Origin of the sequence: Paenibacillus sp. NPDC056579, from assembly GCF_042793215.1 — a bacterium.
GTDB lineage: Bacteria > Bacillota > Bacilli > Paenibacillales > NBRC-103111 > Paenibacillus_S.
The window spans coordinates 1250200-1264558 of the sequence record NZ_JBHTVD010000001.1; the positions used below are offsets into that span (position 1 = coordinate 1250200).

Sequence of the window (14359 nt, forward strand, 5' to 3'; positions counted from 1 at the left end):
TTTGTCTTCCAAATTACAAATTGAACACAAAAGTTGAAAGTTTGTTGGATCATTTGTCCCACCTTTCGTAACAAGTGAATCTCATTAAAAGGTATGGACATCATGGTGAATTGAGACCTGTCTACAAACTGAGGGTTGCTTCGAATATTTCTGGAACAAATTGCACATTCTGATACGGTAAACAAAGGAGGGTATTAATTCATGTGGGTTCTTTGGCTGTACCTATTGAACACAGTTTTTATGTTAATCGTAGCTCTAATTGAGGCTCGGAGACCGGCCAAGTCTTTAAACTGGCTTACCATTTGCCTCATTCTGCCCATAATTGGTTTTGTGCTCTATCTCATCACATCGAATCCTATACAAATTCAACGTAAAAGACTGACTTCACAGAACAATGAATCGGACAAGCTGCCTGGTTCATTTAACCGCTCGGCTTCGGTCATTGCTCATGCTTTGCGCAACCTATCCGTTCAGGGACTTCGGGTTTGCCAGGTTCAGGTGCTTACGAATGGAATTGAAACCTATGAGAATCTTATACGATCCATACAAAACGCCCAAAAGTCAATTGATTTGGAATATTACATTTTTCGGAATGATAATATTGGCAGGCGAATTACGGAACTACTGATAGAACGGGCGGAGTCAGGTGTAAAGGTTCGTTTTCTCAGAGACGGCTGGGGGAGCCGGAAATATCCACGGAAACAATTGAATAGGATGCTAGATGCAGGGATTGAATGCCGGACCATATTTCCTTTGCGCTCTCCATGGATATTTGCGAATTTAACTTACCGGGATCATTGTAAAATCGTCATTATCGATGGCAAGGAGGCTTTTACAGGCGGTATTAATGTCGGAGATGAGTATACAGGATCGAAACCAAACATTGGGTTTTGGCGTGATACTCATATACGAATCGTAGGTGAATCCTCAGCCGATTTACATACGATTTTTCAAGTCCATTGGAATATTTCCGTAGCGGAACAGACGAACCAACAAGTCAAAAAAATGCGAATGCCCGCTAATCGTACACGACCCATATCACAAACCATTGTTTCCCCTGAGAGGTCAGCACTGTTAACGCAAGAATGGGCTTCTGAGCTAGGGACAAAAGGTACTGACGAAGTCACTCTCGCTGATAAACGTGCGTTACATCATGCGTACGTACAGACATTTGAAGGCAATCCTGGAATCCCTACTCCAATCATCAGGGAAGTCTATTTCAATTGCCTAACTCAAGCAGTTCAAAGCATTAATATCTCTACCCCTTACTTTGTGCCCGACGCGGATATCATCATGGCGATAAAAACAGCAGTGGCACGCGGTGTTCGTGTAAGGCTATTGGTCCCTCGCCAAGTTGAACTCTCAACCATGATCGTGGGCGCAGCAAGCCGGACCTATTACGGTGATTTGTTGGAAGCTGGAGTTCATATCTATCAGTACAACAAAGGTATGCTGCATGCAAAGGTGATGATCATCGATGGAGAGATTGCTACTGTGGGCTCCGCCAACTTTGATATGAGAAGTATGCGCCTGAACTATGAGGTTTGTGATGTTATTTACAGTTCCGACGTGGCAAGAAAACTAGCAGAGCAATTCGAGCAAGATCTCACTGACTCCTTACCCTTGCGTATGGAAGATGTGCTACAGCGGTCCCCTGTACAACGCGTTCTAGATCAAGGTGCCCGCCTGCTAGCCCCACTTTTATAATGGCGTTCGGGTGTCCAATCCGGCCTTGGATATTTAATTATCTCTAAGTGTAGATACCTTCGTCCCATCTTTTAGCCGCAGTCCATACATGTCATGTGCCTCTGTATTCGCAAAGTCCAGATCTGATTCTGCTTTGGGCTTAAACCCAGAACACGCATAATTTATTGAATAGACTACTAATGTAAGGGACATCCACCACCCTCCATTCTGCCATGGAGGGCTTTTTTTAGTTATTCGCCCTAGGCATGTATACATTACAAAAAGTAATCTGTCGCATACTATAGATTTATTTTCTCGTGGTAAGGAACAAAATCCCCTCAACAACCTCTCCCCTAGAAAATGTCGAAGAATAATTAAAAATCTTATTTTTTTCATTATTCCTGCTTGCTTATACGTTATTTTGAACACGATTAAAGGAGTATCCAGCTGTTCCCCTGCTCCACACCAGACGAGCCGTATCCCAGCATCCTGTTTTCCATCTAATTGAATTCATGTGGAATTTCTAAGCTTAACAGCCCATTACTTCGATAATATGGAGCACGATCGTTCCCGTTAACGAAAGGTTACCCAACGCTAGCCCTCTCGGTTATATTCATCTATCTCGTAAGTGAGCTGGAAATCCGACTTCGTAAGTTGAGTGACGTTACTTTGGATGAAAAAAACAGGGCTGAAGACACGGTCGAAAAATGTCGAAATAATTAATAAGAACCATATTAGCCAGTCCACGCTTGGCATATAATGGAATCAATCTTCCGGAAGAGGAATTCGTCTAACAACTAAAGGAGTGCTATAAGAAACATGGCTTGGGCCAAAAACATCTATTGGAATTACAGAATATGGCCAAAAATTGTAATCGTTACATTGGTCCTGTTATCAGTCGCTTTTATTACAGCGTGGGCCGCATTAGCTGCGCCATTGCCGTCGGGAAAACAAAAAGCCACCTGGTTGTGGGATACTTCGCTAATAACCACAATCACCGGACGCAATCAAATTATTCAGTTTGTCAAAAATCAGCAAATCTCCCGCATCTATCTTCAAGTCAACCCTGATGTTCCAAAGAATGCCTACCGCAGCATGATCAAGACCGCCGCCGAAAATGGCATTGAAGTGTACGCGCTTGATGGCGCTCCCTATTGGGTGCTCCCCGAAAATCGCGGACGGATCACAAGCCTGATCGGCTGGGTAAAGACGTACAACGCTTCCGTCGCCAAGAACGAACGCTTCTCCGGCATTCAACTCGACGTCGAGCCTTATCTACTTGCGGAATGGTCAACCGACCAAAGTGGCATGGCGAAAATATGGCTTGATGCGCTTACCTATTTTCACGACGAAATGAAAAAAACTCCCGCCTTATCGACCTCCGCAGCGCTGCCGTTCTGGCTCGACAGCGTATTGCTTAGCAGCGGAGTCGCATTAGGTGAAGCTTTGATTGCCAAGCTCGACGAGGTTGCCCTCATGTCTTATCGGGATCGAGGTGACGCGGTAGCGGACCTCGTCAAGGAGGAACTTGCCTGGGGCGACAAGTACGGCAAGAAGGTGTGGCTCAGCCTCGAAACGAATGCTGTTCCGGATACTCCGTACATCACGTTCTATGAAGAGGGGAAAGTAGAGATGGACCTTCAAATATCTCGAATCGATGAGCTGGTGAAAGCTCACCCGTCGTATGCTGGCATCGCCGTGCACGATTACACAGGCTGGCGCAGCCTGAAAAACTAAAAGGACAGAGGTCTTAGTGTCTTTAAGCAGCACCTGAGTTGCAGACGATTGTGCTGCTGTCTCTGGTGCTTTTTGGTGTTGCATTGCCGATTACCTAAGTGGACAAGCTAATGCTTACGACTGCCTTTATAGCTTGTATTTTACAATTTCAACAATCTACGTCCGATCTTATCATTTGATGAACTTCAATCGAGTTATTCATAATCTTACTCCAAATTTTCATTTCCTCACTCTTTCCTTTATGGATGTTCTCTTCCTGGGACAATAACTTTCTGATTATCGATACAATAATATTGATGGCTGTAAGCGCTAGGTAATAAGGAAAACTAGCAATTGGGATAACCTGCGAGGATAGACTTCCAATTTCGGTTTTAAGGGGATTAACCCTCGACTTAACCCCACAGGATTGGGCTTCTCAAGCATTCTCATGCCACATGCAATATTCCATCTATTGGCTTCGGATGGCCCTATGCCATTCTTTTGAATTGGATCTGAACAATGCTTCTGATAAGTCTAAAACATCAATTCCTAATGAGAGTCCTTCAATGTAAATTTGTTTAATTTCTTTTTTCTCTGTAGCCGCCAAATCTTATGTATGCTTTATAAGAAAAAGCCCTGAGGGTGCCTCAGGGCTTTGTTCTATATAGAATTTCTACTCTATGTCATTCTATAGGTTTGTTTATTAAATCTACGTCTTGTCCTCCAATTGCGCACATTTGAATGAGACGGCATGTCAGGGTGAGGCTATCCTCGTATAAAATACATTCCGTATCGATATGTCAGGAGCATCGTTCCATTTGCTCCCATCGAGCGATCTTACCCGAACCGATTTCCAAAGTCATCATTTGCCGCAGTTTTTCTTGTCACTTCACTATCCTTCCTTTATGGAAAATTGTCAGTGCTGCCCAGTTAAATCCCTTATAAGTAAGTTATTATATTTAGCTGCATGCTTTTGCTCATCAAGAATTATTCCATAAACCGTATCTCTATAAATCCCAGAAGGTAATCCAAACCATATCCTCCGATACTTCTCAACTGCTGACAATTCACCTTGAAAAGCTTTTTGTAACCCCAGTATATACGATTTTACTTGTTCCGGCTCTTCATTACTAACGCCTGTCACTTGGTAACCGGTTAGGTCATCTGTCGGAACATTTGGTTATGTCCCCGTTCATCATTTCGAATGGTAGCGATGACAGAAGCTTGTTCGGGATTAGGTGCAAGTCTTATTAGTTGATCATAGAATAACTCATCATTCCGTTCTCCTTGAACTGATTCTCTTATTAATTCAAGTGCTTGTTGGGTAGAAATAGCCCAAATTGGAGTAAAAGCAGATCTATTCCAGATCGTGTTTATCCAGTACATGAAGAACCTCCATTCTTACTAGCATTAATTGACATATCATCCTATGCTTATGCCTATTAAGGTGTCACAATAATGTTATGCAGGATTCCAGTAATGAATGGTTACTTGTAGTTTGAATTAGAAGCTCAAGCTCGTTTTTTTCATTGAATGCCATCGGTTCTATAGGTTGTTTGTGCTATGAATTAAATTCCCAAGGCACATTCAATCCCGTCTCTACCCCTTAATGTAATTTTCTGTGCTTCTGAGAAGTAGAAGGTTTTTGATCTGTTTTACTTTTTCTTGGGAACAGCAGCTCGATCTGGGTGCCTTCGTTAATGGCGGAATCGACACGGATGACGCCCCCGTGCACGTTCACAATCCATTTAGCGATGGACAAACCGAGCCCTGTCCCGCCTTCTGCTCGAGATCTCGCCTTATCACCGCGGTAGAAACGATCGAATATATGAGGGAGATCTTCCGTAGTAATGCCGATGCCATTATCTTTTACACGCATACAAACGGAATTCCCTTGATAACAGCCGCTGATTTCGATCGTTCCGGAGGACGGAGTATATTTTAATGCGTTATCCAAAAGGATGATCAGCAGCTGCCTGATTCTTCCCTCATCCCCCCACAGAGTCAACGGCTGCTTAACATCAGTTACAATATGAATGTTCTTCGTACTTGCCAATAGCTCGAATCGTTCCGACAATTCTTCTATTAATGCATCCAAAGCTATTTGGGATGAGGAAATTTCCAGCTGGTTCGAGTCAGAACGGGCTAGCGTCAGAAGATCGTCCAGAAGCTTGCTCATTCGCTTACTTTCTTTTAATACCACTGCGATATGTGGACTTTCCTGCTCGATAGAATGATCCGGGTACCGGAGAAGCAGCTCGGTTTGCGCGTGGATGACTGCCGTCGGCGTTCGCAGCTCATGTGAGGCATCAGCTACAAAGCGTTGTTGCTTTTCCCATGCTTGCTGGATCGGAATTAATGCACGCCCGGCCAGAAACAGCCCCGCAAAGGCAGATATGACCGCGCCGACTACCATTCCAGCAGCTATATCCAAAAGAAGAGAACGAAGGGTATGCTGCACATCTTCCAGACTTCGGACAATTTCGACGGAGGCTATCGAGCTGTGGCTCTGGCTTTGGACCGGGAACTGCACCACACGATAGCTATGTTGGTCTACTCGTACCGTTCGTACGGCTGCCGAATCGGAAGCGGCTCTAAGCTGATCGGCCAATTCACTGAAAAAAGCTTGCTTGGGCGATTGTCCTACCAGCTGTCCCTGGGCATCCCAAAAAAGGTATACCGTTCTTTCATCCTTCTGAAGATCAACCCGGTCCGAACGAAGCAGATCATTCAAATTCCGATAGGAATGGATTCGTTTTTCCGCTTGTTGCAAAATTTCATCCGTTTCATGTAACAACCGTGATTGCATATGCCAATAAAACAAGGAACTTAACACACACAGAATAACCAAAAAAACCAACGTATTAAGAATGGCAAGGCGCCATCTTGTGTTCTTAAACATGAAATACATAGCCGGCCCCCCGTACCGTTCTAAGCAGCGAGTCTGCACCATGCGCCGCAAGCTTTTTGCGAAGAAGATGGACATATACGTCGATAGCCGATGTGGCCGCACCTGAATCAAAGCCCCACACACGATCAAAGATTTGCTCGCGTGTTAAAATGCGGTCCTTATTGCATAAGAAAAATTCCAACAGCGCATACTCGGTCGCCGTCAAATGCAATGGGGTTTCCCCGTTAAAAGCATCTCGCAACCCGGGAACCAACCGGATCGGTCCGCAGATCAGATCTCCTTCCTGTCCGATCGTGCCCCGCCTCCGGAGCACCGCCCTAGTCCGTGCCATAAGCTCGGAGACAGCAAAAGGCTTCGTCAAATAATCGTCGGCTCCCGCATCCAGGCCAGCCACTCGATCCTCCACCGCATCCTTTGCCGTTAGTAAAATGATGGGAATCAACATCCCTTGCGACCTTAGCTGCCGGACGATTTCGACGCCGCTCATCCCGGGTAGCATCACATCGAGCACTATTAAATCATGTATGGCTTGCTGAGCCAAATAATATCCTTCGTCGCCGCTTTCGGCCGTATCCGTCAAGAAAGATTCGCCTTCAAAAATGTCTCGTATTACGGCAAGCAGGGATATATCGTCTTCCACTATAAGCACACGCATACCGGATTCCCCCCTTATCAGAAATCGTTACATCCATAGTATCAGAAAGACCGATTTTAAGAAAATTTAAATAATCCCCTATTATAATTAAGCTCATCGGCAGAGAAAATTAACGATAATCGGATTGGAGAGACTCCTAATGGCCAAATTGAATAAGAAATGGGTAGTTCTGTGTTCAACAGCTATAGCGGCCGTATATGCAGCTGGATATATGGCAACGGAAACCCAAGCTTCGATAGATCAATCCGCGCCTTATGTCCAGACGGATAAAAGCGATATGGTCCGAGGTTCAACAAAAAGCAGCGGACAAACACCCGATACAAGTGCCAATGTATCCAGCAGTAAATACAAAGACGGCACTTATACAGGGATGGGAAGAAACCGCAGGGGCTCAATTCAGGTCGAGGTAACGGTGAAGAACGACAACATCACGGACGTTGAGATAAGTGACTTTGCCATGCATTATTCGGAAAGAGACGTTGCCGGACTGCCCAAGGAAGTATTGCAAAAGCAAAGTGCCCAAGTGAAGAACGTTTCCGGTGCGACCTACAGTACGCAGGCCTTCCAAGATGCCGTTCAAGATGCACTCACCCAGGCAAAGAATGCTTAAATAAGAACTTTTAATGAGGTAATGCCATGAAGAAAACTAAGTTATGTATGGATACCGTCGTTGATATTCAAGTAGTTACTGAAGGGATTGAGGGATCCTTGATGGTCGAAAGAAGCATTGAACGGGCTTTCGAGATGTTCCGGCAAGTCGAGCTTGCTTGCAGCCGTTTCGATCCCGATAGTGAGCTAATGAGAGTATGCCGTCATGTCGAAACCCCCGTTAGAGTAAGTCCGTTCTTATTCGAGCCTCTAAAGTTTGCTCTAGAGATTGCTGAATGGACGAACGGCGTATTCGATCCTACTGTGGGCAAGCTGATGGAGGAACGTGGGTTTAACCGCCGCTACTTGACAGGGGATATCGTGGAGAGTACAGCATCCGGTTTTGCGACCTTTCGGGATATCGTCTTGAATGAGCCGGAACAGACCATCTGCTTGCTGCAACCGGCCGTGCTTGACCTGGGAGCGGTGGCCAAAGGGTTTGCCATCGACTTGGCAGCAAATGAATTAGGGAGCTTCCCTGGTTTTTTAATCAATGCCGGTGGGGATATCTATGCGGGGGGACAGGATGAGTCGGCGGAGCCGTGGACCGTAGGAATCCGTCATCCCATGAATCGGCAAGACGTTATCTATACGGTATCCATTTCCAATGAAGCCATTTGTACCTCGGGAAGCTACGAACGCAAGAGTCCAAAAGGTATAGGGCAGCATCATTTGATTCACCCCCAAACCAAGCTTTCGCCGTCCGGCCTGGTGAGCAGCAGCGTTATCGCGCCGTATGCCATGTTGGCCGATGCCCTTTCCACGGTATCGTTCCTTTTAGGGATTGATGGTGCACTGAAACTGATCGAACAAGTGAAGCTTAAAGGCATTTTCATCAATTCATCTATGCAAATCATAAAAGCAGGTGAGATATAAGTGACTGCAAAACAATGGTTTCAATCCCCAAAGGGCTATGTAGCAATGACTTTGACCGCCTATCTTGTTATAGCGTCTCTAGGCTCTCATAGCGCCGCGGGCATCATGAATGGACTTTTCGCTGTAGCTGCTGCGCTAGTTGTCGATTATTTGTGCTCCTGGGCGGAGAAGCGCAAGCGAATCGTGCTGGACGGTGCTGTGATCACAGGGCTCATTATTTCCTTGGTCCTAAGCAGTACGGCCTCTTGGCTTATTCTATCGGCTACAACGGTTATGGCCGTGCTCTCCAAGCATCTTCTCGTGAATAAGAAGAAGCCGGTTTTAAATCCGGCGGCGTTAGGCTTGCTTCTTGCCATTCCGCTGTTTCATGCCGGGCAAAGCTGGTGGGGAGCTTTCGGCGACCTCCCTGTATGGACCATCCTCTTTTTGCTGATAGGAGGTTATATGATAACGAACCGTGTTCAGAAGTATCCTCAAATTTTCGCATTTTTTGCGGTATTCTTTCTTTTGCTTCTGGTCATGGGCCTTCTCCATATAGGAGATGCTTCTGACGCGCTCCGGCCGCCTTTTATCAATGCGACGTTGTTTTTCGGGTTTTTCATGCTTACCGACCCGCCTACTTCCCCCGCGAAAGTCAAGGACCAGATAGTTTTTGGTATTGTAACGGCGGTGACGGGAGCAGTCGTATATGCGATTTTCGGCGGATTGACCTACTTGTTCATCGGACTGCTTGCAGGCAACATGTACCATTGGCTTAATGCTCGCTTACCGCTGCAAGTATCGAAGAAAAACCAGGCCGGGGTGCCAGGACAATAAAAGAGTATGCTGTAATCAAACCATTCTAAACTAACATTGCTTACTAAATGATATATTTGAATTCAATGCTCTGGAAATCGTGGAAATGCTAGAGAACAAGGAGGACTCGGTTAAAACCGCGTTTTATTGATCTCGAAAGCGATTCTTACGTGGTATATACTAGAATCCAATCTCATGAAATACTGCGGTTTACGAGCCTATTCAATGAGATAATGTTCATGTCACCCGACATCGGTTGACATGAACTTGGGTTTCATGAATGCTGATGTCGGATCACGTTACCAGTTGTTAACGGCATAGGCCGACAGCACCTGCTCGTTCCATACTATATGCCAACTCCCCTGATGTTCTGCGACCGTTACCTGCGTGGACTGGCTTCCGATCTACTCTCCAAAGTCGTCAAAATAAGCACTTTTATACAAACTGCACATTGCCGCGAATTTGGCTCTAAACGCAAAGCACCCCGCAGCATTTAATCAGGCGCGAGGTGCTTCCCAGTGTGATTGAAATTTTTTTCCATTGTAACACGTGTTCTTTCCTTTATGGGGCGAATACAACCGTTGCAACGCAGCAAAGCCGTACTACTCGATAAAATCTACTTTTTGCAGCAATCTCTTCAGCATCGTTGCTGCTTGGGCCAGGGTTGCAAACTGCTGCGGCTCGAAACGTCCGCCGTCCAACCGGCGATAATTCCCGCTTCCACCGATCCGGCGACTGCAGACTGCGCCCAGGCCGAGATCGATTCGCGATCGGCGAACGTGGCAAGCGACTGGCTGCTCCCCGGCAAATTTAGTTTACCGGAAACAAAAGCAAACGATCTGGCGATCATTACCGCCATCTGCTCACGTGTAATCCTGAAAACAACCCAAGTCGCTGCCGGAATGATATGCATTGTAAACTCATGTGGAGCATCTTTCCAAGAAGTTAGCGATTTCCTCAACATTAGGTATTGATTCTTGAGCCCCGGCACGTGACACAGCAATAGCTGAAGCGGCGCTAGCTCGCTGCAGAGCATCCTTAACCGTCATACCTTGTTGCCTCGCTACGATAAAGGATCCGATGAACGTATCGCCTGCAGCCGTTGTATCCACGACTTGTACAGGATAAGCTGACGTAAAGAGAGCTTCTTCCTGATGGTTCATATAGAGAGACCCTTTCTCGCCCAATGTGATGATAACTTCTTTGACTCCCAAGGCAATAATCTGGCTGGCGGCTTGTCTGACGTTCGATAAATCATCCTCTATTCGTATAGAAGTAATGAATTCGGCCTCGGATTCGTTCAAGATCATTACATCTATTAATGGAAATACAACCTCTTCGATCTCTGATGCCGGTGCAGGATTGAAATAGGTTTGTACTCCCCGCTGTTTTGCCGTCTCAAGAGCGTATCGCGTACAGGCCCACGGTATTTCGTTCTGTACAAGTAATACCGACGAGGAGTCGAACAATTCCGTCAGCCCTTGCAAGTCTTCAACCGTCAAGCACCCATTCGCGCCTTCGCTTAGAAAAACATTGTTTTGGCCTGACTCGTCTACAACTACAAAGGCTGTACCAATGTCGCTATCCTTCCATAAGACCCGATCTGTATTTACTTGGTACTTCTTAATGCCAAACAAGATATCTCTGCTGTAAAAATCATTGCCAACCGCCCCGATTAAAGTGACATTCCCGCCCGAAAGAGCTGCCGCAACCGCCTGGTTGGCTCCCTTACCGCCGGATTTCGTCTCCGTTTTATAGCTTTGAACCGTTTCCCCCGGCTGTGGAAGCTTTCGAATATAACATACAAAATCCATGTTAATACTTCCAACGACCACTATGTTTCCCATTGAATTTACCTCCCATAGGCCCAGCGGATAGTGAACTATCAGTCGCAACCCGGATTCATTGGGTCGCTTCCATTCATGGAACTATTCTTTCGATCCTGTATTTGCGATACCGTTGACAAAATAACGCTGCAGCGGCAGCAAAACAAGGACAGGCACGATTACGGCGATGATGATGCCGGCAAACATTTCATTCCAATAGGTTGCAAACTCGGTGACAAAATCGCTCAACGCAACCTGGATAACTTTATACTCTTTCGACCGGGTTGCAATCAACGGCCACATGAAGGATTCCCACTGGTGGATAAAGATTAACAATCCGGCACTGACCGTTACAGGCTTACACAACGGCAGGATGATTCCCGCATAAATTTTGAACCATGAAGCTCCGTCCATCCGGGCCGATTCGATAAGCGCCTTAGGAAGGTCAAGGAAAAACTGCCGGTAAAGGAAAATGACCAAACCATTAGCCAAACCGGGAACAATAATGCCGGAGTAGGTATCAATCCACCCCAGGCTGTCAACCAGGCCGTACAAAGGGATAGCGATAACCTCAAACGGTATCATGAATGTCAGAATAACGAGGAAAAACAATAAATTTCTTCCTTTAAATTCGAAATAGACAAAAGCAAAGGCAGCCATCGAAGCGATAATCAAGCCGATTACAACATTCACAACGGAAACGTAGAACGTGTTAAAGAAAATCCGCCCGAAGCCTCTTTCTACAAATAAGGAAACGTAAGCATCAAAAGTAATTTCAGTCGGCACAAACGTTCTCCAAGATACTGGAGACATATAGCGAAAGATCTCGTCCAGAGGCCGCAGCGATGAGACCAACGCAAACCCCAGAGGGAGCAGAATCACTAACCCCAGAAGGATGTGTGCGATATACAGTAATGGGATCGTACCTTGATTGCGTTTCATGGGATCTCCTCTCTAATGTTTGGCCCTTAGAAATTTGAATTGCATAGCAACGATACTTAAAGTTAAAAGGAGCAAAATAATAACAATCGCTGAGGCCCTGCCTGAATCGGAGTAAAGAAAAGCGCTGTTGTAGCTTTCCAGCATCAGGACATTCGTGCTGTGTTCCGGTCCGCCCTGGGTGAGAATATACATGGGGGAAAACAGCAGGAAATTGGAAACCGTTACCGATACAGCGACAAAGGTTATGGACCGCTTCATCATCGGAAACGTGACCTGTTTAAACTGCTCCCAACGCGATGCCCCATCTATGGATGACGCCTCGTATAGCGACACAGGAACCTCCTGCAGGCCGGCAAGAAAAAAGATAGCCCAATACCCGATACCTTTCCAAGTTGCGATGCCGATTATTGAAGCAAGAGCTTGTTTGGAGCCCGTTAGAAAAGGCTGCTGCTCTAAGCCCAAGCCGACCAGCATGGAGTTGACGACTCCTTGTTCAGGACTCAGCATGATGTTCCATAAGATACACGCGGTAGAGACCGAAACGGCTACGGGAACAAAATGAATCCCTCTAAACAGCCCGATATGCTTGAGCTTGGCATTTAGTAATAGCGCCAGCATAAAAGCAAGAATGACCTGAATCGGATTGATGAATACATTGAATAACAACGTAATTTTCAAAGAGTTCCAAAAAACCGGATCGCTGAACAGGAAGCTATAATTGTTCAAACCGATGAATGCTTCACTATCACTTAGAAAAGATGGTGCATAAAAGCTGTCCTCCAAGCCCTTAAACACCGGATACAGCTTAAACATTAGCAAGCCGAGCATGGCTGGAAATAAGAAGATATAAGGGGTGATTCTCTCTATTCTGATGTCATTCACCTTCAGTCATCTTTAGTTCAATAGTTCTGAATGAAGGGTCGGGATTGTTCACCCTCATCCCCAGAACGGTTATTTACTTCACCACGGATTGATATTTCTTTAACTGACTATCGATTAATGTTGCGGCATCATCTAAGGCTTTCTTCGGATCGGAACCGTTTTTTATATCCTCGAATGCCTTGTTAACATTGTTTTCCCACTCCAAGTACCCTGGCGTTTTGGGGCGTGCAGCTGCTGTTTCGCGCGCTTCGCCTGCAGCTAATTTCATAATGCTGTTGGGGAAATCTTTATATTTAGGGTCTTTATCGATCTGATCCAGCAGCTCCAGACTCGCTGGCAGCGCCCCGTTTTCATCAAACCAAATTTGCGAGCCTTTTCCTAACGTTAAATACTTGACAAACTTGGCTGCCGCTTCTTTTTTCGTGGAATATTTGGAGATGCCTACATGCCAGCTGCCTGTAGGAGTGGCAATCTTACCCCCGGCAAAATAAGGATGAGGAGCTATCCCGTAATTCATCCCGGCATCTTTAATACGAGGCATATTCTGGGTTGAAGCCAAGAACATCGCCACTTTACCGGAAATAAAGTAATCCAGAGCTTCCTCCCGCTTGATTTTTGGACTAATCTTCTCTTTATTGAACAGGTCTGAGTAGAACTGGAACGCGCTCACCATTTCCGGTGAATTCGTGTAGCCTGTAGCGGTTAGACCGTTGTCGCTCAGCACCTTCGCATTTTTACTTTGTCCAAGCGAAATGAGCTGATAGGCCTTGCCAACCTGATCGAAACTGAAACCATAGACGTCATTTTGATTGTCGCCGTTCGTATCCTTGGATAATTTCCTGGCAACTTCCACTACATTCTCCCACGTCATCCGATATTCCAATTGATCCGATGGAAACGCAATGCCTGCTTTCTGGAACAAATCTTTATTATAAAACAGCACGACGCTGGAGGTATTCATCGGCGCCGCCATTAATTGTCCTTGATAGGAGCCTGCCTCTGTCGCCGACGTTATCCATTTCTGCTTCGCGTCAGCGCCTATCAGAGCATCGAGCGGCTCCAAATAACCTTTTAACGAATAACCCATTGTTAGCGGAACATCGACAGAGATAACATCCAGATCCTGTGCTTTGGAAGCAAGCTTAATTTCAATGGTTTCCGTCAGTTTGGTCGAAGGACTGAGCTGCAGATTCACCTTGATATTGGGATTTTCCTTCTCAAATTCTTCGATAACCTTCTTAATAGGCTTTTCCCAGATAGAGTTAGCCAAGTACGAAATTTCAGTCGTGCCTGAAGAGCTAGCCTCTTGCTGGACGGACTGAGAATCTTTACCCGGGGTCCCGGAGCATCCTGCAGATAGCAGTAGAGCAAGCGAACAAACGACACCAGCTTGTATTTTTTTCAAAGTAAAAGCCCCCTTCT

At 45.8% G+C, this 14359-nt stretch carries 13 protein-coding genes; 5 read left to right on the top strand and 8 right to left on the bottom strand.

What is annotated here, in order from left to right; all coding sequences use genetic code 11:
* Positions 1-201 precede the first annotated feature (201 nt).
* Together ACFQ88_RS05670 and ACFQ88_RS05675 are read left to right on the top strand one after the other, a co-directional pair.
* The gene (locus ACFQ88_RS05670) at positions 202-1707 is read left to right on the top strand and encodes a phospholipase D-like domain-containing protein (protein ID WP_379452773.1); all 1506 of its coding nucleotides are present in this window, start codon (positions 202-204) and stop codon (positions 1705-1707) included.
* Between the two features lie 798 nt (positions 1708-2505).
* Positions 2506-3423 (top strand): hypothetical protein, encoded by a 918-nt coding sequence (locus ACFQ88_RS05675; RefSeq protein ID WP_239624392.1) that lies wholly within the window; start codon positions 2506-2508, stop codon positions 3421-3423.
* 1134 nt (positions 3424-4557) lie between these two features.
* On the opposite strand, the gene ACFQ88_RS05680 is transcribed toward ACFQ88_RS05675, so the two are convergent.
* The 3 genes from ACFQ88_RS05680 to ACFQ88_RS05690 all read right to left on the bottom strand — a co-directional run bounded on the left by ACFQ88_RS05680 (position 4558) and on the right by ACFQ88_RS05690 (position 6968).
* A complete protein-coding gene (locus tag ACFQ88_RS05680; RefSeq protein ID WP_379452775.1) occupies positions 4558-4788 on the bottom strand; it encodes a hypothetical protein in 231 nt (76 codons plus the stop codon).
* Between the two features lie 220 nt (positions 4789-5008).
* Positions 5009-6175, bottom strand: coding sequence for a sensor histidine kinase (locus tag ACFQ88_RS05685; RefSeq protein WP_379452777.1), 1167 nt, complete (start codon positions 6173-6175; stop codon positions 5009-5011).
* Between the two features lie 121 nt (positions 6176-6296).
* Positions 6297-6968: a response regulator transcription factor gene (locus ACFQ88_RS05690; RefSeq protein ID WP_239624400.1), complete on the bottom strand. Its 672-nt coding sequence runs from the start codon at positions 6966-6968 to the stop codon at positions 6297-6299.
* A gap of 139 nt (positions 6969-7107) precedes the next feature.
* On the opposite strand from ACFQ88_RS05690, the gene ACFQ88_RS05695 reads away from it, so the two are divergent.
* From ACFQ88_RS05695 to ACFQ88_RS05705, 3 genes are read left to right on the top strand one after another with little or no spacing between them, the layout of a single operon-like run.
* Entirely contained in the window at positions 7108-7578 is a 471-nt protein-coding gene (locus ACFQ88_RS05695) for an FMN-binding protein (RefSeq protein ID WP_379452780.1), read from the top strand.
* Positions 7579-7604: 26 nt separating this feature from the next.
* Positions 7605-8492: an FAD:protein FMN transferase gene (locus tag ACFQ88_RS05700; RefSeq protein ID WP_239624404.1), complete on the top strand. Its 888-nt coding sequence runs from the start codon at positions 7605-7607 to the stop codon at positions 8490-8492.
* Positions 8493-9308 (top strand): RnfABCDGE type electron transport complex subunit D, encoded by an 816-nt coding sequence (locus ACFQ88_RS05705; RefSeq protein ID WP_379452783.1) that lies wholly within the window; start codon positions 8493-8495, stop codon positions 9306-9308.
* A 616-nt stretch (positions 9309-9924) separates the two neighbouring features.
* On the opposite strand, the gene ACFQ88_RS05710 is transcribed toward ACFQ88_RS05705, so the two are convergent.
* From ACFQ88_RS05710 to ACFQ88_RS05730, 5 genes are all read right to left on the bottom strand, one after another.
* Positions 9925-10137: a hypothetical protein gene (locus tag ACFQ88_RS05710; protein WP_379452785.1), complete on the bottom strand. Its 213-nt coding sequence runs from the start codon at positions 10135-10137 to the stop codon at positions 9925-9927.
* Between the two features lie 70 nt (positions 10138-10207).
* Complete coding sequence (gene rbsK / locus ACFQ88_RS05715; protein WP_379452787.1) at positions 10208-11134, bottom strand: ribokinase; 927 nt, start codon at positions 11132-11134, stop codon at positions 10208-10210.
* A gap of 81 nt (positions 11135-11215) precedes the next feature.
* A complete protein-coding gene (locus tag ACFQ88_RS05720) occupies positions 11216-12055 on the bottom strand; it encodes a carbohydrate ABC transporter permease (protein WP_379452789.1) in 840 nt (279 codons plus the stop codon).
* 12 nt (positions 12056-12067) lie between these two features.
* Positions 12068-12937, bottom strand: coding sequence for a carbohydrate ABC transporter permease (locus tag ACFQ88_RS05725; protein ID WP_379452791.1), 870 nt, complete (start codon positions 12935-12937; stop codon positions 12068-12070).
* A gap of 73 nt (positions 12938-13010) precedes the next feature.
* Positions 13011-14342, bottom strand: a complete 1332-nt coding sequence (locus ACFQ88_RS05730) for an ABC transporter substrate-binding protein (RefSeq protein ID WP_379452793.1) — start codon at positions 14340-14342, stop codon at positions 13011-13013.
* Between the last annotated feature and the right edge of the window lie 17 nt (positions 14343-14359).